This is a genomic window from Arthrobacter citreus (assembly GCF_038405225.1).
In the GTDB taxonomy this organism is placed as follows: Bacteria; Actinomycetota; Actinomycetes; order Actinomycetales; family Micrococcaceae; genus Arthrobacter_B; species Arthrobacter_B citreus_A.
The window spans coordinates 3,144,807-3,164,212 of the sequence record NZ_CP151657.1 but is presented as its reverse complement, the minus strand read 5'-3'; the positions used below and the strand labels follow the sequence as shown (position 1 = coordinate 3,164,212).

The following is a 19,406-nucleotide window of genomic DNA, read 5'->3' as shown; positions in this document are numbered from 1 at the left end:
ATGGACACTTTGGGTAGTCTGAACACGTCTTCGCTGATCGGCAGCGGCGTCGTACCCCAACACGGACTCCCCACGCCAAACCAGCGCACCCCTCACACCTCTGGCACTGCCCGATCCTGGTGCCTAGATGTACCGGGCCGTCCGAGCAGGCCGACTTGAGGAGCAGCATGCCCACGATCGCCGAGGCCGTTGTCCGAAACCTCGCCGCTAACGGGACCTGCCGCATCTGTGGTCTTCCAGGCGACTCCCTGAACGCGGTGACTGAGGCCAGCCGGCGGGAGAAGGACCTCGAATGGATGCTCACCCGGCACGAGGAGGAGGCCGCGTTTGCCGCCGTCGGCGAGGCGGCGCTGACGGGCGAGCTCGCGGTGTGCGCGGGCAGCTGCGATCCCGGCAACCTGCACCTCATCAACGGGCTTGCCCGGCTGATGAGGTCCTGCGGCGCCCGCCCGTGATGCAGGCCTGAGAGGATGCTCCGTGAGCAAAAAGCGAAAACCGCGCCAGGCGGACGTGACGACCGCGGAGCTGATCGGCGGTCCCGAGTATATTCGTTTCGCGGGCATTGAGAGCTTTTAGTTTTTCGCCGTACTGCACCGGACGGTCGCTTTGGTATCGACCTTCCTATAGTTCCATCTGGTCCGAGCTGCCTTCATGGAGTCCCTGACTTCAGGTGCCTTAACTTGTCCTGATTGGACGTCACGCAGCGCTAGGAAAAGTTGTCTGGTCTCGATCAGGGCTCCGTCGGCATCTGTCAGAGCCTGCAAATCAAGATCGTTAGGTATGGCGTCGTTTCGGGAAGACGGGTCAATATTCCGTTGAGGATTTACGATGTGCCACACAGATGAAGGTTCCCTACCTGCTTCAAGAAGAAACGAGCGCATCGGCCTGCCGATGATCTGAGTGACGTCATTGGCTTTGGCTCCCTTTGCATATCCCTTTATCTCAACGAGGCTGAGCCATCCAGGGTCCAGGTCATCGGTAACCCGAAGATCCTCTAGCTTGGCTTTCGTCGTTGCATCGTGGTGATCGTCCATGTTCGCCACAGTAAAGCCCAGTTCCTTCAGCGCGGCCTCAACTGCGTTTTCCAGTTCGATACCGTCTGCAGTCAAGAGTCGATGAGATTCAAGGGCGTCTTCGGCCAGGGCATGTTCCAGCGACGTCTCCGCCTCGAGAATTCCCTGATCCATTTTTGCCAGGATGACGGTGCGCTCCTGTCGTAATTCAGCGAGGTTCGAATGCAACTCCAGCGTCCGTGCTGTCGCCCACGTCCTTGCCGACCGCCAATCAATATCGTGAGGGAAGGTGTCGGGATCCACGTTGGTGAGCTCTCGAAGAAACCAAGCCAACCAGGCACGATGATCAGTTGTCTCTTGGGGAAGGACAAGTGAACATGCAGTCTTTAGTCCTCCGCTTCTATTCCACATAAGTGCATAGGGAATCTTCTCCGTACCCAAATGAACAAGTGGTTTGTATCGGCCCTCGGCTAACGAGGAGAAACGCCACCCCATCTTCTCGCCGGCCGGAATATTCGCGATTACTGTGCGCTCGAGCAGCCCTTGAAGATCAGCGTCGATGCTAGGTGCAATTGAAGATTCCGTAGCCAGAGTCCTAGCTTGCCTTTTCGGAACGAGTGGGCCACCAGGAAGTCCCGCAGGGAACGGCACCGGATCTAGTAGCGACGAGCCAAACGCTAAAACGTGCATGTGCGTTCTGCGATTCGCTGCTGATTTGGATTGAGTGACCACAAGATCGAACTCCGAGTCGGCCACCTCTTCGCCGGCAGCAACTATGCGTGAAGTGGGGACTAATTCAGCCATCTCGCGAGCAAGTTCTTCCGGCAAAGCTTCGAACAGTACACGTGGGCGAGGTTGTTGGTTATATACGGTCACGTCCTCACGTTATCGTTCACGGTGCATCCAAGTGGACATGTTGACCATTTGTCCGATGAACAAGAATAGGCTTCCAGAGCTGATGGAGGGGTAGCTTGGCGTCCCTGAGGACATTCAATCCATTGATTGTGTTTCATTTCCGCGGGAAACCTCCCTTCACCTTTGGGACATCCGGCCCCAGAGCTGACTGGAGTTGACTCAAAACAGCGACCAGGGCATCGCGGGCATTCCGCCGCTCGGAGCGGGGAACTCCCCGGCCCGGCGCAACCGGGCGCAGCGCGTAGCTAGCCAGGCAAATTTCCTCGGCGGTGAGCAGCTCCGCCAGCTGCTGGCCCAGCTCACCCTCCAGCCCGGAGAGAACACGATGACGCCGCCGAGTTCCTCGGCACTCAGCGCCTCGCCGATCCAGCCCCACAGGACCGTCCGCAGCTTGTGGTCGCTGTGCAGAAGGTGAGCCCGTGGTCCACGCCGTACCGGTGCCCGTCGCCCATGGCGAGGATGTGGTCGCCCTTGCGGTCGGCATTGTTGACCAGGACGTCGAACACCGCCATCCGGCGCAGCGCCGGGGTGTCCTCGTGAATGAGGGCGACGGTCCGCCCGTTTTCATCTTAGCCCTCGAGGACCTGCTTCCAGCCGGTCTCCGGCGCCTCGTCCACTGTTACCAGATCCACCGCGGTCTGCTCCGGGTCGGTCTCCTGCCAGAGCTGGACCATGTCGTCATCGAACGGGTCGTCCCGCAGCCAGGTGCGCGGCACGATATTCCAGCCCAGGACCTCCGAGACCAGGTAGGCGGCCACCTCGCGGTGGGCCAGGAAGCCGTCGGGAAAGTCCCACAGCGGCTGCTCGCCCGCGATCGGTTTGTACACGACGGCCGTTGTCGCCGATGCTGGCCAGGAAGGTGGCGTTGGACGCCGTCGTGATGCGGCCGGTGAGCGTCAGCTCGGCGCTCACCGGATCGGGCACCGGCATCAGTTCTCGGGAAGGTGCTGTGCGGCGGTCCGGGCGCGCCTCAGGGCAGGACGAAGAGAACGACCGTTAGGGGATACGAAACCCAAAGTGGTCAGGCGTGGTGCTGTCGGCTTTTGCTGAGTTGGCCGAACGGTTATGGGATCAGACGTTCATAGCTTCTGCCAGGCTTCCATCTCGCCGGAACCTAGATGTGGGCATCCGGACGGCGGGTGAAGCGCTCGGTGAGGAGCCGGTTGGCCCAGTTCGGAGATATCTGGGCCGTCGCAGCCAGGACACGGGCCTGAACTCCGACGGCGCGGTGGACGTTGCGGGGCCACCTCCGGTTGCGGGCCTTGGTGCTGCGTTCCACGGCGGCGACAGCGGCTGCGGCCACGTCGGTCTCGTTCAGCCGCACGCCGAACGACTGGATGGCTCCGATGCTGACGCCCTTGACCATCCCAGTGTTGACGAACAGCGGCCACAGATCGAGCACGGCTATGTCATGCTCCGCCCACTCCAGCTCCAGTGCCTCGGTCAGGCCGCGGACCGCGAACTTCGTGGCCGAGTAGGTGGCAAGATCGGGCTGCCCGTAAATGGCTGAGGCGGATCCCAGGTTGAGCAGCACCGGCCTGTCAGCGTTCTTCAGGTACGGGAACGCGGTATGGGCGCCGTTGATGGTGCCGAGAACGTTGACGTCCACGAGCGCCCGGTGCCGGTCAAGATCCGTATCGACGAACGGCCCGGCAGCCAGCAGCCCGGCGTTGTTGACCAGCAGGTCCAAGTGGTCCTCGCAGACGGAGGCCAGGGCGTCGCGCCACTGCTGTGCGTCCCGGACATCGAGCGGTCCGGTGACGACCGTCGTGCCGTGCGCGGCAGCGATGTCCTTGAGGTCGGCGAGGCCGTGAGTGTCGATGTCGAAGGCGCCGACCCGCCATCCGTTGCGCAGCAGAAGGGCGGCGGTTGCGTGCCCGATGCCGCGGGCGGCGCCGATGACCACGGCGACGCGGCGGAAGTGCTGCTCATCGGTCCCGGCCATGTCAGGCCGCCACACTGTGGGATGCGGCCCGCGCAGTGGTGATGCGCCGCGCCCCGGCGTCGCGCTCGACGCGCAGGACCCGCATGTAATCGTCGAAATCCACCTGGATGGTGTGCCGCTTGCTGGCGACGTATCTCTTGGCGACCGCCTTCCGATGCCGGTCGATCTCCGCATCCATCTCCGCCGGTTCCGGCAGGGCGTAGCGGCCCTGGAGATGGGCGGCAGCGAGCTCGGACTGCCGCTCGGAGATCGGCATGATCGCGCCGAGCGGCTGAACCAGTCCGATGAAGTACAGCCCGGGCACCGTCGGATGGAACATCCGCTTGTAGAGCCTGACCTCGTTGTCTGCGCCGGGGTCGAGGAAGTCACGGTCGAAGAAGGGGAAGGAGATCTTGTATCCGGTGCAGTAAACCACCAGGTCGGCCGCGACGCGGCCGCCGTCGGCGAAGACCACGGCATCGCCGTCGAACCGCTGGATGGTGGGTTTGGGGACCACGGCGCCGTGGGCCAGCCGGTCGAGCACCCGGCTGGACATGGTCGGATGAGCCTGGGCGAACTTGTGGTCCGGTTCCTGGAGGCCGTAGCGCGACATCGGGCCCGTGGCCGCGCGCATGAGCAGTCGGGCGACCGGCCAGCGGACCCAGGACGGGATCTTCTCGTTCCCGGCGATCTCGTCGTAGGGCTTGCCGAAGACGGAAGTGCACCCGAGCCATTCCGGGGCGGCACCCGCAAAGGATGTGCTCGCAAGACAGAGCACGTGGTTGCGGGTGCGACCTAGGCGCGAAACACGGAAACCTGTGCGCTTCTCCTACGCGTAGATGGCCCGATTAATTGCCACAAGGTCAGCAACGGTCAACGAATCTCCGGCCTCCATCCGCTTGCCGATGACTGCCATGGCTTTGTCCCGACGTCCGGGGAGCACGTCCTTGTCAGCTGCGGCCAGGGCAGCGGGCATTTCCTCGAGTGTGAGCTCCGTGCAGTATGCAGGGGCTCCGGGCTGTTGGCGCCAGGAATCGGCGAGCGACCCGGCGTCGAGGGCATCGAACCCCGTTTCCTCCACCAGCGTCATCGCGGTTTCCCGGGAGGAGTCATCGTCGGCCGCGACGGGGATCGCCAAGCGATTGGGGTCTCCTGCCGGCGTGCCTTTGGCTTCAAACGTCCCTGACGTGATGGCATTCCAAGCCTTCACTACGGGTCGACCAAGCTGTTCGGTGACCCACAAGCTCTCGACCTGTCCCTCCTCGAGTGCCTGCACGTGCCCGTCCCTGGCCGGGTAGTAGTTGGACGGGTCGATGATGATCGCGTCCCTGGAGAGATCGGCGATGAGGGGTTTGATCCCAGGCATCCCACGGAGAGGGATCGACGTGATGAGGACTTCCACGTCCTGCACCACGTCTGCGGCCTTGACCGCCGCCGCACCTGTGGTGAGGGCATCGGCCGCAATCGTTTCCGGTCCGCGTGAATTGGCGACCTTAACCTCATGCCCTGCAGCGGCGAGCTTGTGTGCGAGCGTCGAACCGATTGAACCTGCGCCGAGAATGCCGATTTTCATATGAAAGTCCTTTCGTGGAGTAAGCCGAGCACATCAAGTGTCCAACCTTCCAGCAGTGTCAAGGTCAAGCAGGGGTGCCAGAGGAGGGGGCGTCACTCGGTGCGCTTCGTCACATTGGTGCTGGCCGACTTGACCTTCTCACTAATGGGAAGGTTGCACGATGGGTGGGCACCCCTCAACGCCGGAAGCGGCCGTTGAGCGCGGATGCAAAGTCTTACGGCTGGCTCCCGTTTCCGGGACCCTTTCACAACCAGGAGAGCCCGATGTCGGCACCTAGCCCCAATGAATCCACCTTAGCCATGCGCCCAGAGGCACCTGATGGCACCCGCACCGATGGGATCGATGACCGGATGGCGCCGGGAAGCGCGATGATCATCGGGCTATTGATGGTCTCAACCTTCGTTGTCCTGTTGAACGAAATGATGCTGGGCGTAGCCCTGCCGACGCTGATTGCCGACCTGGACATCACTCCAACGACCGGTCAGTGGCTGACGACGGGGTACTTGCTGACATTGGCAGTGCTCATCCCTGCTACCGGGTTCGTGATGCGAAGGTTCACTACCCGTGCGATCTTCCTTGGTTCCATGACGCTGTTCCTGATCGGTACGGTCATCGCCGTTATCGCTCCGGGGTTCGGTGTGCTGTTCGCCGGGCGCATCATCCAGGCGGTGGGCACCGCCGTGTTCGTGCCCCTGCTCATTACGACCACCATGCGCCTGGTCCCCGTTTCACGCCGGGGCAGAATGATGGCACTCGTGACAGCGGTTCCCGCCATCGCACCGGCCGTCGGCCCCGCGGTCTCCGGGCTGATTCTGTCCCAGCTGAGCTGGCGGTGGCTGTTCATCCTCATGCTGCCGATCATCGTCGCGACGCTGGTCCTCGCTGCCGTGAAGCTGCGGAATGTCACCGTACCTGAGCGGGTCACCCTGGATGTGGTATCCCTGCTGCTGTCCATCATCGGTTTCGGCGGGCTGGTCTTCGGGCTGGCGTCCATCGGCGAGTCAGTTTCCGGCCATGCGCCTGTTGCCCCGTATATACCGATCCTCGTCGGATTGATTGGCGTCGGTGCATTCGTCTGCCGACAGGTCTGGCTGCAGAGGCACAGGGAAGCATTCCTCGACATGCGAATCTTCAAGACGCGCGCCTTCGTCCTGCCGACGATCGTGATGACCTTCGTCGCGATGAATGGCTTCGGGGTTGTCCTCGTTCTGCCGCTGATCCTGACCGCCGTCCTCGGGCTGAACACCCTGCAGATGGGCCTGTTCCTCTTCCCCGGCGGGGCCATGATCGCGATCGTCTCCGCACTGGGCGGACGTGTCTACGACAAGGTGGGCCCGAAGCCCCTGGCAATTCCCGGCTCGATCATCTGGGCGGCCTCCATCTGGTTCCTGACCACCATCGATGAGAACACCAGCGTCTGGCTGGCTCTGGGCACGTATCTGGTGATCACCGGAACTCAGGCACTGATGTGGGCGCCAATGACCACATCAGCTCTTGGTTCACTGCCGTCCGAGCTGTACTCCCACGGCACTGCCGCCTTCTCCACTGTCCAGCAACTGGCCGGCGCCGCCGGCGGCGCTATCCTCATCTCCGCCTTCACCATCGGAGCGAACGCATCCCACGCCGGGGTGCTCGACCTGGCTCAGAGCATCGCCGCCGGACGGGCCGCGTTCACTGTCGCCGCGATCCTGGCCCTGGGCGCCGTCGTCGGCACGTTGTTCGTTAGCAAGGCCCGCCCCGCAACAGACGAATCCTGAACACGGAGGCGACGGCATGGCCACCGCCGCCCTCAACGGGCGTGTAGCGGCCGAACAAGCAGATGCTGGAAGCGTCGCCTGTGACGCTTCCAGCTCACTTGCCTTGGGATATCTGTGCCCGGGCTATCCGGCTTGCGCTGCCTGGCGCGGAGAAAGAGCAGCGCGGTCGATCGCTTCGATGTATCGGGTAATTGAGTCACGGTTGTGCATGAGGAAATCGATCTTTTCCGTCATGCGGTCCCGCTCCGTGGCAAGGAGCTCCCGCAGCCCGGGTTCGGCGTTTTTCACGACGATCGTTTGGGGCTGGTCCAGGCACGGCAGGATGTCCGAAATGATCCGCGTCGGAATCCCGGTATCCACCAGCCCCCGGATTTTCCTTACCCGATCAACCAGATATTCGTCGTAAGTCCGGTACCCATTAGCCAAGCGGCGCGGCGAAATGAGGCCCTGCTCCTCGTAATACCGCAGCATCCGGGCAGGAACACCGGTCTCCTTGGCCAGCTCACCGATACGCATAAACCCTCCCTGAATCTCCAAGCCCAGCACGATTTGACCTTAACACTAATGGCAATGTTGACACTGGACAAAGCGGACAGCCCCACCGCAACCCGCGGACCTCATTCCCGGCAATATCCGGACACCACGCCCAAGCCACACGTCAAGCACCATCACAAGAAGCACATGAACCAGCTGTACGAGGAGAACCAATGACCAAGCCACACATGATTCTGGGTATGCATCTGGGCAACGGATACGGATCGCAGGGCTCGGCCTGGCGTGCACCCGGCGTGGACCCGGCAAACTACGCCAGCTTCGACGCTCAGGTCCGCTACGCTCAGGCAGCCGAGCGCGGGAAGTTCGCCTTCCTGTTCCTCCCGGATTTCCCCGGTCTGCAGTCCGGCCTGAACAGCGAAGCGCCCCAGATCACCCTCGAGCCCATGATGACTCTGGCGGCCATCGCCCGCGCCACGGAGCGCATCGGTCTTGTCGCCACCGGCTCCACAACCTTCAATGAGCCCTTCAATCTCGCCCGCCAGTTCAAGGCCCTCGATGTGATGAGCCACGGCCGTGCCGGGTGGAACGCCGTGACGACAAGCGACCCTGCCGCTGCAGCGAACTTCGGGCAGGCTATCGCGCCCCGGCAGCAGCGTTACCAGCGAGCCCACGAAACGATCCAGATCGCCCAGGCTCTCTGGGGAAGTTGGCAGCAGGACGCGTGGATCAAAGATCAGGAAACCGGTCACTTCGCCGACCCCGATAAGATCCAGCCCATCAACCTGCAGGGCGAGTACGTCGCCTCACGCGGGCCGCTTCCCATTCCACCCTCGGAGCAGGGCCAACCCGTCATCTTCTCCGCCGGCGGAGGCGAGAACGGGCTCGAACTGGCCGGACGCTACGCCAACGGCGTCATCGCAGCAGTGTTCACCATAGAAGATGCCCGCAACCAGCGCCAGGCCTACCGTGACGCCGCTCAGAGGGCAGGCCGGAACCCGGACGAGATCAAGTTCTTCGCAGGAGTCATGCCTGCCATCGGCAAGAACAAACGCGCCGCACTCGACCGGCGCGTCCAATTGGGTGAGCTCACCGCAGCATCCCGCGTGCCCTACCTCGGCTCGATGCTGAACCTGCAACTCGACGCCGGTCAACTCGATGAATCCCTGACAGCCGCCCAACTGCAGGCCGCCTCACCGAGTCCTTTCGATCCCCGCTCCGCGCGAGCATTGCAGGTAGCGCGGGAAGGGTGGACCATCCGCGACATCCTGGCCCATGGCGTCATCGATTACCACCCCACCCCTGTTGGCGATGCGTCGGTCACCGCGGATCACATGCAGGAGTGGTTTGACGCCGGTGCCTGCGATGGATTCTGGGTCTCTATTGACGTCAACGAGGACGGCATCGACACCTTCGTCGACGAAGTCGTCCCCCTTCTGCAGGCCCGCGGCATCTACCACCGGGACTACGAAGGCAGCACACTCCGCGACCACCTCGGTGCACCCGCCCAATACGGGCTCGACATGCGCCTCACGGATCCCCTCTGATGCGATCATCCGCCGACATCGTTGCCAAGTGCTGCACTTGGCGTTCCCGGGGAACCCTGGCTGGACATGCCGAAAACATTCTCCACACCCGCGTCCCTCAACAAGTTCTGGACTGGCTGCAACAATAAGCATTCCCGCGAGGACGCCGATCCACGGGAATGTATCGGGCTTCTGTCGTTAGTCGCCAAGGCCAAGTTCATTGACGACTTCGGCAACACGAGCTCGCTGGTTCTTATTCAGCCCTTGGATGGGCAACGGCAGGCTCCTGTGCTGCGCGAGGCCGAGGTGTTCCGCGATTGCGGCAATGACACGCAGGCTACCTCCGAACTCGTTGAACAAATTCCACAGGGGAGCGATCCGCTCGGACTCGGCGGTTGCTTCATCTGTGCGCCCTCCCTGGGCAAGATGGCTAATGCCCAGGGCGAGGCGGGGTAGAGTGCCGCCGATCACCGAGTACCAGGCGTCGCACCCCGCATTCAGCCCGGTTGCGGCGAAAGCGTCACCCGACACCCCGATGGTGACATGTCCGGGAACCACCGCGCGGATCGCCTGAATGTGTTCTTCGGCTTTGACGGGGTCCGTTGGAACGCCGGGGATCTTGATCGAGGCAATCCCCGGAAGCCCGGCGATTCGCCCGTACAGCTCGTGGGTGAACGTGAAATGCGTGGTACCGGGATTGTCGTAGACGATGACCGGAAGATCCGTGTTTTCTGAGACCGCCCGATACAGCTCAAACACGTCATCTGCGGTGAGGGCCTGGTAGGTCACGGGGGCTAGCAACACGGCGGAAGCACCGGCCCGCTCGGCCTCTCTCACGTTTGCCAACACGTGGGAAGTGCGCAGCGCACCGACGCCGATGAACACCGGTGTGCCGCCGGCATGCTCAACGGCCAAATGCGCTACCTTTGCCCGCTCCGCACCTGTGAGGTACGTGTAAGAACCCGTGGATCCAAGTGCCGTGATCGAGTCGGTGCCCGATGCGGCAAGCCGTTCCATAATCCGGATGAACGATGGTTCGTCCACGGCATCGTTCGCCAAAGGGGTCAGGGGAAAGGCGCTGAGCCCTGTGAACATATGGTTACTCCTTCAATGGTCTGTCTTCGAGGCCGAGGGAGGGACTTCCATAGACGGATTGCACCTCAGACATGACGACGCTGTATTCTCCTAGCCATTCCCCGCAGCGGCGTTTTGCAGTCGCGCTTATTCCGGTTTCTGCTGGGCGCTGAGCGGCTTTATTCAAGTCTTTCTGAATGGCCAGCAGCACCGATGGCACCGTTGGGGAGGCAACTGCCGTCGACGACGTGGACGGCTATGCCTTCATTCTCGAATTCCTCACGGGTCTTCTCCGACACGCCGTTATCAGTGATGAGGGTCCATGGCAGGGGTAGCCTGCCCCAGGAGTGAAAGGGCATTTGTCCGAGTTTGGTCGCATCGGCAAGAACATAGACTTCTTTTGCACGGCGGCTAATCAGCTCCTTCAGCCGGATCTGATCGTGGTCCGCCTCGCAGATCCCCAGTTTGGCGGTCACTGCATCGGCGCCGAGGAAAGCTCTGTCGAAGGTCATGCGTTCAAGGGCTGCTTCGGCGATAGGACCGACAAAGCTGTTACTAAGGGGACGAAGACGACCTCCAAGGCAGTCGATCTCCACTTTGGTGCCCTCGGTGAATTCGAGGAGGATGTTGATCGCCGGGGTCACTATGTGTAGAGGGGAGAGCTCGTGCAGCAAATGAGCTAATGCTCCGACGGTAGAACCGCCGTCGAGTAGGATCGTCTCTCCCGGGCACACAAGCGAGGCGGCATGCCGGGCTATGGCAGTCTTTTGTTCGAAGTTAACGCCGACTCTCTGGCGCAGCGATGCTTCCGGGTTGGCGCTGATGGCCACGGCTCCCCCGTATGTTCGAGCGAGTTTGCCCTCATCGTCCAACAGCGCCAAATCCCTGCGGATAGTGGACGGAGTCACGTCGAAGCGGTCCGAAAGTTCCTCTACGGACGCGAGCCCCCGGGTAAGTGCGAGGTGATATATCTCTTCTCGCCGAGCTTTTGCTGTCCGCGCCATTGCTTCCTTATCTAAATGCTCGCTAGATCACCGAGTAGCCATTTCCGCTGCCTGATGCAGTGCTTCCACCATGCTACGGGGATCTGCAATATGTTTGCCCGCGATATCGAACGCGGTGCCATGATCCACGGACGTACGTATAACTGGCAACCCGACGGTAATATTCACGCCGGCTTCAATCCCGAGCACTTTTACGGGTCCATGTCCTTGGTCGTGATACATAGCCACCACTAGGTCATAGTCACCGCGGCCAGCGAGGAAGAAGAGGGTGTCGGCCGGTAATGGCCCCACAGCATTGATGCCGTCGGAAATTGCTTTTTCGATACCTGGGGCGATCTTGGTAGCTTCTTCTCCATACCCGAACAAGCCGTTTTCCCCGGCATGCGGGTTAATCGCGCAGACCCCAATCTTGGGGTTTGGCACACCGGCTCGGACGAGGGCTTCATGGCCGCGCTGGATGGTGCGGTGCACGAGCCCTGGCTCGATCATCGAGACAGCGTCAACAAGCCCAATGTGGGTAGTGACGTGAATGACCTTGATCTTTGGCGTCGAGAGCATCATGGACACTTCGGGCGTGTTCGTCAGGGCAGCAAGGAGCTCGGTGTGGCCGGGGTAGATGTGCCCTCCTGCATGGAGTGCTTCCTTGTTCAGAGGCGCCGTGCAGATGGCCTGGACTTTCCCCTGCATTGCCAGTTTGGAGGCAACCTTGATGTACTGGAACGCCGCGTCGCCGGCTATGGGGGAAAGTTCCCCCCAGGCGAGGTCCTCCGGCAAAAGAGCTAGGTCGATTACATTGACTGTTTGCTCATCGAACACGGCCTCGTCAACAGAATCGATGCTTCTGATGACGGCGTCGATCCCGACGATGTCTCTGGCCTGACGCAGGCGGTGTGCATCTCCGATGACCACCGGCCGGCATTCCGCCCGAATTCCTTCATTCAGAACTGCTGGAATAATGACTTCGGGACCGATGCCCGCGCCGTCGCCCATGGTGACAGCGATAAAAGGGGTGCTCATAGCAGGGCCTTCCTAGGGTTGTTGATCTGAAGTGCATTCATAGTCATAAGGATCTGGGTAAGCGAGCGGACATCGCCGTGGCTGCCCGGGCGCGTGGCAATTAGCCGCCCCTCACAGGTGGCACTTACGACCGCACCCGGATGAGCCTCAGCAAGCGGGTACAGACGACTAATTTGCAGCGCATCGAGCACTGCGCGAGCCGTTTCGCCACCGCTGAGAACCAAATGCCGGTTCGCATGCAGACGCAACGCCAGATTGGCCAGTGCCTTTACGATCCAGCCCGACAGCGTCGGATCAAGAGCTCCGTCGACAGCGATAGCAGCTGTTCCGCTGTCCGGCAGGTTGAACTCGGTGAGGTCGGCAGGCTGAACATGGTGGATGGGTACGCCCGTTGAGTGCAGTTCGGCTAGCTGGTTGGCGGCCGTCGGACTCGCTGTACCGAGGATGAAAAGGACATTGGCTGTTCTCACCCCTGCATTCCCTTGATCCTCAAGAGAGCGGGCCGGCTGGAGGTGCCGTGCTAAGGCCTGGGCCAGTCCTGCTGCTCCGGCAAGGGAGATGCCCTCTGAGACCGCACTCGATGCGATGAGGTCCAGATCGGCCGGGCTCTCCGCGTCACAAACCGACAGTCTGTTGGAGTCCGCGATGCTTCTCAGGACCCGGGGCAATCGGGAGCTTCGCACCACCTCAAGAGGCACCACTGTGGATTGCAAGGCGAGTTGCTCCGGGATCGACTGTTGCGGTGCTCCCGGCTCGGCCTGCCATAGATTGGTCTTATGCAGAGGCACACCTTCGACCTGAAGAGTGCCGTTCCTCACCGTTCGTCCGAGTACGGGCAGGGCGGGACAAAACACAACGGGATGTGTGTCCATCGCCGCAGCGAGTGCCGAGCTGATATTTCCGCGCAACAGGGAGTCGAACTTTAGGTATACGTTCGCTCGCTGTGCCATTTCGCTGCCCAGCAGGCTCCGCATTCTTGCCGCTGCCGTGCTTGAAGGGACATGGCGGCTGTTTGAGTCGATGACCTTTATATCGTGGCAGGTCGAGTTGAACATCAGCTCATCGTCATATAGATCGAGCACGCCACCACTGGATCCAGAAAAATGCGCATTCTGCGCAGGCAATGAACCAAGGCGCAGAAGGGCCGCGGCTGTCTCCGCTGCACCAGAAAGGTCATCAGCGATAGCAAACACCGACATGCTGAAACCTCTCGTTGAAGACCATTGTCCGGTTCACGCTATAGAGCTTGCGCGATTCGCGCAACTATGGAACTGTGATCACAGTTACAGGCTCCGCCTTGAAATCAATGCTCCGAGCCCAGCTCACTCGCTGCTCTATCCATAGTCAAAGGAGACTGCTGTGGCCACCCAATCGACAGCTTCGAAGGCCCGCACTGATGATGTCGCGGATCCATACGAACTACGTCCCGAGGACGCCGTCGCACCACCAACAACCTTCCGCGGCAGGTTCCGCTACCTCGGTCCAGGGCTGATCCTGTCCGCGGCTGTCGTCGGATCCGGCGAACTCATTACCACCACTGCCCTTGGCGCGCAGGCGGGCTTTATTCTTTTATGGCTTGTCATCATCTCGACTGCAGTCAAAGTGTGGGTTCAGATGGAACTTGCACAATGGTCAATCCTTACCGGCAAGACCGCTCTCGAGGGCTACAGCCAGGTGGGTCCGAAAACCCGCAGGGGAAGTTGGATCAATTTCCTGTGGGTCCTGATGGACTTCGCCAAGATCCTTCAGCGCGGAGGGATCATCGGCGGTGCGGTAGCCGCAATCTCCATCATGTTCCCGGTCATGAGCGGTCCCCTCGAGACTCCGTCCCTGACCTTCTGGACCGTGATCGTCATGGCGTCTGTCATTGCCATGATGGTTAGCGGGAAATATTCGGTGGTAGAGCGTGCAGCCTTCGTGTCCGTGGTCATATTCACCCTGGTCACAGCCGGACTCGCCTTCGGTCTGCCGCTCACTGACTTTGGCTACACCGGAAGCGACTTGGCGACCGGACTCAGCTTCGCGCTACCTGCGGGAGCCATCGGTTTCGCGATCGCAATGTTCGGACTTACGGGCGTTGGCTCGGATGAGATGACCACCTACACCTATTGGTGCCTTGAGAAGGGCTACGCGCGGTGGACCGGGCCCGATGACGGGACTGTCGAACGGGCCGAGCGGGCCCAGGGCTGGATTAAAGTCATGCGCCTGGACGCATTGGTTTCCTGGGTCATCTGCACCCTTTGCACGCTGTCCTTCTACATCATCGGCGCGGCCGTCCTGCACCCGCAAAACCTCGTTCCGGAGGGCAACGACATGATTCTCACGCTCTCCCGGATGTATACAGACACCATGGGCGGCTGGGCACAGTGGGTGTTCCTGATCGGTGCTTTCGCCGTCCTGTTTTCCACCCTCGTTGCCTCTACCGCTTCCGTTCCTCGTCTTTGGGCCAACACGCTCGGGATCCTGGGGATCTTCGACTGGAAGGACGTTATTAAGCGCAAGCGCATCATTTCCGTCCTGACGGTTGTTATGCCCCTGATCTGGGCTGCTAGCTTCCTGGTCGTACAGTCCCCAGTCATCATGGTGCAAATCGGCGGAGTCGCGTCAGGAATTTTCTTGGTAGCGGTCGTTATCGCGGTGTGGCACCTCCGCCGGCAGGTCGACCGGCGCTTCCGCTCGAACAACTTCTGGACGATAGCGTTGGTCTTCAGCAGCCTGTCAGTCCTTTTCATCGGCGTGTACTCCGTGCTGAAGGTATTCGGCGTCGGAATTGGCTGACAGACAGATAATGGAGCAGTAATTCATGGAAATCTTGATCACCACACCCAGCTTCGGGCAACAGTCTCAGGAGCCGTGGAGGGCAGTGGAAGCGGAAAATCTCACGATTCGACGACCCGAAGGGCAACATCCGCTTTCCGCCGACCAGCTGGCGCAGGAGATCGGGGGAGCGGATGCCGTCATAGTTGGACTCGATACGGTCGATGCGTCTGTGTTCGCAGCGGCGACCAACCTAAAGGTTGTGGCCAAACACGGCGTAGGGGTGGACAACATCGACTGCGAGGCTGCCAGGCGGGCAGGTGTGACGGTGGTCAACGCTCCAGGATCCAATTCTGGGGCTGTCGCTGATCTGACTCTCGGATTGATGCTGGCTCTCGCCCGACAGATCCTGCCCGCTCATCAGTCAACCCAAGCAGGCCGCTGGGAACGGTTCCCGGGCATTGAACTGTCGGGCAGAACTCTCGGGCTCATCGGTTTCGGTCGAATCGGTCAGGCAGTCTCACAACGGGCGAAAGCATTTGGAATGACAGTGATTGCTTATGATCCTTACCTTCCTGCAGACGTTTTCACCGCCTCAGCCGCTCAGCAGGTAACCCTGAAAGAAGCCATCGCCGGCGCGGACTTCCTCAGCCTGCATATGCCAGGAAACGCAGGGGACGCCCCCCTGCTTGATGCCGATGCCCTCGGCACTACGAAAAAGGGAGCATTCATCATTAACGCTGCGCGCGGCGGGCTCATAGACGAGGACGCCCTCGTGGCCCTGATTCGGAGCGGTCACATCGCCGGGGCCGCCCTCGATGCCTTCAGCACAGAGCCGATGCCGCGGGACAGCGGGATCTTGACGACGCCGAACGTAATTCTCACCCCGCACATCGGCGCCTTTACTGACCGTGCAAACGCCGCTATGGGCGTCATGATCATCAAAGATGTGGCTTGCGTCCTACGGGGCGAAAATCCCCTCAACCCAGTCGTATAGGAAGTTCTAACCATGGACAAGCAGCATTTGTTGGGCCTTGAAGTCCCCGTGTCAAAGGCCGTGCTAGGCACGATGACCTTCGGGGACACGGCAGACGAAGCAGCGTCGGCAGCCATGCTCGATGCCGCCCTGGCTGCCGGCGTCACCGTCATCGACACAGCCAACGGATATGCAGGCGGTGCAAGCGAGGAAATCCTCGGGCGACTGCTGCGTAATCGGCAGGCTGAGGTGATCCTCGCAACCAAAGCGGGCATGCCTCACGAAGACGCGGGAAACCACTCGCCTCTGTCCGCTGCTGGGCTCCGTGCATCATTGGACGGCAGTCTGCGGCGTCTCGGGAGAGAGAGCGTGGACCTTTTTTACCTACATCAACCTGACCGTGCAGTATCCCTCACGGAGACAATGACCACGATCGCCGAGCTTGTCGATGAAGGAAAAATTAAAACGATTGGAGTGTCGAATTACGCTGCTTGGCAGATCAGCGAGGTCAATGTCGTCGCCGACCAGGTCGGGGCGCCCCGCCCTATCATCGGACAACAACTCTACAATCTCATCGCACGTCGCATTGAGGAAGAATACAGTGAGTTTGCGCAGGCCACCGATCTGCACACCATGGTCTACAACCCGCTAGGCGGGGGTCTGCTCACCGGACGGCACTCTTACGAAGCGGCAGCAGACAGCGGCCGGTTCGCCGACTCACGACTCGCTGACATGTACCGGCAACGGTACTGGGACCAGCAACTCTTCGCAGCGGTCGCAGAGCTGGCGAAGATCGCAGCTACGGCCGAAATGTCATTAGTTGAACTCTCTTTCCGATGGCTTCTCTCCCGTCCCGTCACTGGATCAGTCCTGCTCGGCGGGTCGAAACCGGCACAACTGCTCTTGAATCTTGAGCTACTTGGGAACGGACCGCTGGGCCAAGACATTGTCGATGAGTGTGACGCCATCGGTGCTACCCTCCGCGGGCCTATGCCCACCTACAACCGCTAATCTAAGGACAGATATGACTCACCCCGGTGCAGACAGAATCACCCGCGCCAAGAACAAGGAACTGACTGTAGGGTACTGGTGCGTCTTGGACAGCCCAGTGTCAACTGAGCGGCTTGCCATGACCGGTTATGACTACATCGCCCTTGACGGACAGCATGGACTCATGGGTTATGCCGGTATCCTCAGCAACCTCATGGCCATAGATGCAGCTCACGGCCCTGCCGGCATTGTCCGCGTCGAAGCCAACAACGCCGCCGTCATTGGTCAAGCGCTAGATGCCGGAGCACGTGGAATTATCGTTCCGCTCATCAATAACCGGGAGGAAGCAGAAGCAGCCGTCCGCTCGGCTAGATACCCCGGCACGGGCATCCGCTCCTACGGGCCTATGCGCTCAGGACTTCGAATAGGCCCAACACCTGCGGAAGCTGACGCTGCCGTACTGCTTCTCGTCATGATCGAAACGCCCGAGGGCCTCGCCAACGTGGAGGAAATCTGTGCAACTGAAGGTATTGATGGCGTGTACATCGGCCCCTCGGACCTTTGCCTGGCAGTAGGAGGAAGATACCCGAACGATCCCGAAGTCAAAGAAGAATTCGAAGGCGCGATTACACGAGTACTGTCCGCGGCTCAAGCAGCCGGCAAAATCCCGGCCATACACACCGCCGCGGGGTCAATTGCCAAGGAGCGTATCTCGCAGGGCTTCACCTTCATCACCATCGCCTCAGACCTCACGCATCTCGAAGCCGCAGCCCGCCAACAGCTCCAAGAGGCAAAGAGCTAGACCCGCGCGGTTGGTCGTTTGCCTCGGGCCCGTGCTCCACCTCCCGCGGTGACAGCCCTTGCACCCTGAGGCGGGGGCGCCTGCGACGAGTCCGCGACAAGGCAAACCTTTTGAAGACCGCACCCCAGGACCCCCGGATCTTTCTTAACGGATGGTGGTGTGGTGAGACGGCGGTAGCTAGAGAAGCGTGTCCCAGGTAGGGCTGTGCAAATGCCACGAGTATCGCTGGCACACGGGGTGGCGCTAACGTGCGTGGAGGCGGACAGGGTTGCGGGCAGTGCTCTACGCGGTGGGAGAGCGGTGGGAGGATGGGCGTGTGTATCAGGAAGCAGTTATGGATATGGGATCCGCGCTTTGGCGATCGTCAGGTAGTCCAGCGTCGATTATCGCCGCTGACGGCTGCGTCGATTTGATTCTTCGGGAGGATGATGTGTGGGTGGCGGGTCCGTCGACGACGTGGATTCGTACTCGTTCTGATGGCAGCTCCGGGTCTCTGGGACTGCGGTTTCCACCCGGGGACGCCACGGAGTTGCTGCGAATAAACCTCGCCGAAGTGACGGATCAAGTGGTGTTGGCCGAAGATCTTCTGGACGGTGCTGTCGCTAGGCGAATGCGGAAGACACTTCGTCGTGCTCGCGAGTCATGGTCTGAGTCAGGCCCGATCGCTGGCTTGTCTGAAGTGGCGGACCGGCCATCAAGCCCGTGGGTCGCGTTGATTCGCGAACATTCACGGCGCGGGACTGCCGCGTCGGAGGTGGCTGTTTTGCTGGGTTGGTCCGATCGTACTTTTAGGCGTGGCATGTTGGAGCGGTTCGGGTATCCCTACTCGACGCTCGCACGGATACAACGCGTGAAGCGGGCGCAGGCACTCCTGACCAGTGGCCAAACCCTGGGGGACGCGGCAGCCCAGGCAGGATACTCCGACCAGCCGCACCTAACGAGAGAGTTCAAGCGGCTGGTCGGTGCAACCCCCGGTCAGTTCTTGGCAAGCTCAGCATAGAGATCCACGGAGTTTCCGTCCGGATCCAGCAGCGTTGCGTACCGTTGACCCCAGTGTGCGTCCCAGGGGGCTACGTGTCCGGTGTAGCCCGCGGCGACGAGCGCAGCGTAGGCACTGTCCACTGCAGCAGCCGACTCTTTGTTGAAAGCCAGTGCAATCCGATGTCCGCCGGCAGGGAAGGCGTAGCCTGGGTCGAACTCTTGAATGGTCTTGACTGTGTCCCAAGCCAACGTGGTGCCGTCTCCGAGTTGCGCGTCCACATGGGGTGCCTCGTCCTGACCGCTTTCTATGCTCACACCCAGGCTGCGGTAAAAGGCAAGTGATTGGGCCATGTCGTTGGTGATGATGCCGATGAATCCCAGTTTCAATGTCATACAACCAGCCTAGAAGGACGCTGCTGGCGTGTCTTGAACAGAACGGCCATCGTCCTCAGGTGTGGTGCTGCGCCCGTTGCTCGCGCTGCCACTCCGGCGTTGCGACCCCACGCTAACGGTTTCCGGCTCCCCTTATCGATCATCAGGTGGAACGAAGCGCAGTGTTGAGTATGCAAAGAAGTGTTTGCAAATAAACCTTTGCACTGGCATGC

20 protein-coding genes and 2 pseudogenes are annotated in these 19,406 nt (G+C 61.0%); 10 read left to right on the top strand and 12 right to left on the bottom strand.

Features of this window, described 5'->3' with window-relative positions:
* Window positions 1-167: 167 nt before the first annotated feature.
* Complete coding sequence (locus tag AAE021_RS14570; RefSeq protein ID WP_425362406.1) at window positions 168-455, top strand: thiamine pyrophosphate-binding protein; 288 nt, start codon at window positions 168-170, stop codon at window positions 453-455.
* Window positions 456-572: 117 nt separating this feature from the next.
* On the opposite strand, the gene AAE021_RS14565 is transcribed toward AAE021_RS14570, so the two are convergent.
* Window positions 573-1,889: a hypothetical protein gene (locus AAE021_RS14565; RefSeq protein ID WP_342023038.1), complete on the bottom strand. Its 1,317-nt coding sequence runs from the start codon at window positions 1,887-1,889 to the stop codon at window positions 573-575.
* Window positions 1,890-2,087: 198 nt separating this feature from the next.
* Window positions 2,088-2,840 (bottom strand): annotated as a pseudogene (locus tag AAE021_RS14560) (SCO1664 family protein).
* Here AAE021_RS14560 and AAE021_RS14555 point away from each other — a divergent pair.
* A complete protein-coding gene (locus tag AAE021_RS14555) occupies window positions 2,773-2,928 on the top strand; it encodes a hypothetical protein (RefSeq protein WP_342025470.1) in 156 nt (51 codons plus the stop codon). The pseudogene AAE021_RS14560 and the gene AAE021_RS14555 overlap by 68 nt on opposite strands.
* 114 nt (window positions 2,929-3,042) lie before the next feature.
* On the opposite strand, the gene AAE021_RS14550 is transcribed toward AAE021_RS14555, so the two are convergent.
* From AAE021_RS14550 to AAE021_RS14540, 3 genes are read right to left on the bottom strand one after another with little or no spacing between them, the layout of a single operon-like run.
* A complete protein-coding gene (locus AAE021_RS14550; protein WP_342023037.1) occupies window positions 3,043-3,873 on the bottom strand; it encodes an SDR family oxidoreductase in 831 nt (276 codons plus the stop codon).
* A gap of 1 nt (window position 3,874) precedes the next feature.
* Window positions 3,875-4,630: a hypothetical protein gene (locus AAE021_RS14545; RefSeq protein ID WP_342023036.1), complete on the bottom strand. Its 756-nt coding sequence runs from the start codon at window positions 4,628-4,630 to the stop codon at window positions 3,875-3,877.
* A gap of 51 nt (window positions 4,631-4,681) precedes the next feature.
* Window positions 4,682-5,425 carry an NADPH-dependent F420 reductase gene (locus AAE021_RS14540; protein WP_342023035.1) on the bottom strand — a complete coding sequence of 248 codons (744 nt, stop codon included), beginning with the start codon at window positions 5,423-5,425 and terminating at the stop codon, window positions 4,682-4,684.
* Window positions 5,426-5,688: 263 nt separating this feature from the next.
* Between AAE021_RS14540 and AAE021_RS14535 the strand changes: the two genes are divergently transcribed.
* Window positions 5,689-7,182 carry a DHA2 family efflux MFS transporter permease subunit gene (locus tag AAE021_RS14535; RefSeq protein ID WP_342023034.1) on the top strand — a complete coding sequence of 498 codons (1,494 nt, stop codon included), beginning with the start codon at window positions 5,689-5,691 and terminating at the stop codon, window positions 7,180-7,182.
* A gap of 123 nt (window positions 7,183-7,305) precedes the next feature.
* Here AAE021_RS14535 and AAE021_RS14530 read toward each other — a convergent pair whose 3' ends face one another.
* Window positions 7,306-7,698 (bottom strand): MerR family transcriptional regulator, encoded by a 393-nt coding sequence (locus AAE021_RS14530; protein WP_342023033.1) that lies wholly within the window; start codon window positions 7,696-7,698, stop codon window positions 7,306-7,308.
* A 54-nt stretch (window positions 7,699-7,752) separates the two neighbouring features.
* On the opposite strand from AAE021_RS14530, the gene AAE021_RS14525 reads away from it, so the two are divergent.
* Window positions 7,753-7,893 carry a hypothetical protein gene (locus tag AAE021_RS14525; protein ID WP_342023032.1) on the top strand — a complete coding sequence of 47 codons (141 nt, stop codon included), beginning with the start codon at window positions 7,753-7,755 and terminating at the stop codon, window positions 7,891-7,893.
* The gene (locus AAE021_RS14520) at window positions 7,890-9,221 is read left to right on the top strand and encodes an NtaA/DmoA family FMN-dependent monooxygenase (protein WP_342023031.1); all 1,332 of its coding nucleotides are present in this window, start codon (window positions 7,890-7,892) and stop codon (window positions 9,219-9,221) included. Before AAE021_RS14525 ends, AAE021_RS14520 begins: the two co-directional genes overlap by 4 nt.
* A gap of 177 nt (window positions 9,222-9,398) precedes the next feature.
* On the opposite strand, the gene AAE021_RS14515 is transcribed toward AAE021_RS14520, so the two are convergent.
* The 5 genes and pseudogenes from AAE021_RS14515 to AAE021_RS14500 all read right to left on the bottom strand — a co-directional run bounded on the left by AAE021_RS14515 (window position 9,399) and on the right by AAE021_RS14500 (window position 13,494).
* Entirely contained in the window at window positions 9,399-10,295 is an 897-nt protein-coding gene (locus AAE021_RS14515; RefSeq protein WP_342023030.1) for a dihydrodipicolinate synthase family protein, read from the bottom strand.
* Window positions 10,296-10,453: 158 nt separating this feature from the next.
* The gene (locus AAE021_RS14510; RefSeq protein WP_425362486.1) at window positions 10,454-11,104 is read right to left on the bottom strand and encodes a DeoR/GlpR family DNA-binding transcription regulator; all 651 of its coding nucleotides are present in this window, start codon (window positions 11,102-11,104) and stop codon (window positions 10,454-10,456) included.
* 48 nt (window positions 11,105-11,152) lie between these two features.
* A pseudogene (locus AAE021_RS18140) lies at window positions 11,153-11,278 on the bottom strand (DeoR family transcriptional regulator); the annotation flags it as partial.
* Window positions 11,279-11,305: 27 nt separating this feature from the next.
* Window positions 11,306-12,295, bottom strand: a complete 990-nt coding sequence (gene pdxA / locus AAE021_RS14505; RefSeq protein WP_342023028.1) for a 4-hydroxythreonine-4-phosphate dehydrogenase PdxA — start codon at window positions 12,293-12,295, stop codon at window positions 11,306-11,308.
* Window positions 12,292-13,494: a four-carbon acid sugar kinase family protein gene (locus AAE021_RS14500; RefSeq protein WP_342023027.1), complete on the bottom strand. Its 1,203-nt coding sequence runs from the start codon at window positions 13,492-13,494 to the stop codon at window positions 12,292-12,294. Before AAE021_RS14500 ends, pdxA begins: the two co-directional genes overlap by 4 nt.
* Window positions 13,495-13,654: 160 nt before the next feature.
* On the opposite strand from AAE021_RS14500, the gene AAE021_RS14495 reads away from it, so the two are divergent.
* The 5 genes from AAE021_RS14495 to AAE021_RS18135 all read left to right on the top strand — a co-directional run bounded on the left by AAE021_RS14495 (window position 13,655) and on the right by AAE021_RS18135 (window position 18,820).
* Complete coding sequence (locus tag AAE021_RS14495) at window positions 13,655-15,073, top strand: Nramp family divalent metal transporter (protein ID WP_342023026.1); 1,419 nt, start codon at window positions 13,655-13,657, stop codon at window positions 15,071-15,073.
* A 25-nt stretch (window positions 15,074-15,098) separates the two neighbouring features.
* Window positions 15,099-16,049, top strand: coding sequence for a phosphoglycerate dehydrogenase (locus tag AAE021_RS14490; RefSeq protein ID WP_342023025.1), 951 nt, complete (start codon window positions 15,099-15,101; stop codon window positions 16,047-16,049).
* A gap of 12 nt (window positions 16,050-16,061) precedes the next feature.
* A complete protein-coding gene (locus AAE021_RS14485; protein WP_342023024.1) occupies window positions 16,062-17,039 on the top strand; it encodes an aldo/keto reductase in 978 nt (325 codons plus the stop codon).
* Window positions 17,040-17,136: 97 nt separating this feature from the next.
* Window positions 17,137-17,820, top strand: coding sequence for an HpcH/HpaI aldolase family protein (locus tag AAE021_RS14480; protein WP_342023023.1), 684 nt, complete (start codon window positions 17,137-17,139; stop codon window positions 17,818-17,820).
* Window positions 17,821-18,154: 334 nt separating this feature from the next.
* Complete coding sequence (locus AAE021_RS18135; protein ID WP_425362485.1) at window positions 18,155-18,820, top strand: helix-turn-helix domain-containing protein; 666 nt, start codon at window positions 18,155-18,157, stop codon at window positions 18,818-18,820.
* Here AAE021_RS18135 and AAE021_RS14475 read toward each other — a convergent pair.
* Window positions 18,796-19,194 (bottom strand): VOC family protein, encoded by a 399-nt coding sequence (locus AAE021_RS14475; RefSeq protein WP_342023022.1) that lies wholly within the window; start codon window positions 19,192-19,194, stop codon window positions 18,796-18,798. The two genes, AAE021_RS18135 and AAE021_RS14475, sit on opposite strands and share 25 nt — an antisense overlap.
* Window positions 19,195-19,406 lie beyond the last annotated feature (212 nt).

Coding starts and splice junctions, on each gene's coding strand:
- AAE021_RS14520 (WP_342023031.1), top strand. CDS start 7,890: ATGACCAAGCCACACATGATTCTGGGTATGCATCTGGGCAACGGATAC.
- AAE021_RS14535 (WP_342023034.1), top strand. CDS start 5,689: ATGTCGGCACCTAGCCCCAATGAATCCACCTTAGCCATGCGCCCAGAG.
- AAE021_RS14570 (WP_425362406.1), top strand. CDS start 168: ATGCCCACGATCGCCGAGGCCGTTGTCCGAAACCTCGCCGCTAACGGG.
- AAE021_RS14485 (WP_342023024.1), top strand. CDS start 16,062: ATGGACAAGCAGCATTTGTTGGGCCTTGAAGTCCCCGTGTCAAAGGCC.
- AAE021_RS14490 (WP_342023025.1), top strand. CDS start 15,099: ATGGAAATCTTGATCACCACACCCAGCTTCGGGCAACAGTCTCAGGAG.
- pdxA (WP_342023028.1), bottom strand. CDS start 12,295: ATGAGCACCCCTTTTATCGCTGTCACCATGGGCGACGGCGCGGGCATC.
- AAE021_RS14555 (WP_342025470.1), top strand. CDS start 2,773: ATGCTGGCCAGGAAGGTGGCGTTGGACGCCGTCGTGATGCGGCCGGTG.
- AAE021_RS18135 (WP_425362485.1), top strand. CDS start 18,155: ATGGATATGGGATCCGCGCTTTGGCGATCGTCAGGTAGTCCAGCGTCG.
- AAE021_RS14540 (WP_342023035.1), bottom strand. CDS start 5,425: ATGAAAATCGGCATTCTCGGCGCAGGTTCAATCGGTTCGACGCTCGCA.
- AAE021_RS14475 (WP_342023022.1), bottom strand. CDS start 19,194: ATGACATTGAAACTGGGATTCATCGGCATCATCACCAACGACATGGCC.
- AAE021_RS14550 (WP_342023037.1), bottom strand. CDS start 3,873: ATGGCCGGGACCGATGAGCAGCACTTCCGCCGCGTCGCCGTGGTCATC.
- AAE021_RS14525 (WP_342023032.1), top strand. CDS start 7,753: ATGTTGACACTGGACAAAGCGGACAGCCCCACCGCAACCCGCGGACCT.
- AAE021_RS14500 (WP_342023027.1), bottom strand. CDS start 13,494: ATGTCGGTGTTTGCTATCGCTGATGACCTTTCTGGTGCAGCGGAGACA.
- AAE021_RS14515 (WP_342023030.1), bottom strand. CDS start 10,295: ATGTTCACAGGGCTCAGCGCCTTTCCCCTGACCCCTTTGGCGAACGAT.
- AAE021_RS14530 (WP_342023033.1), bottom strand. CDS start 7,698: ATGCGTATCGGTGAGCTGGCCAAGGAGACCGGTGTTCCTGCCCGGATG.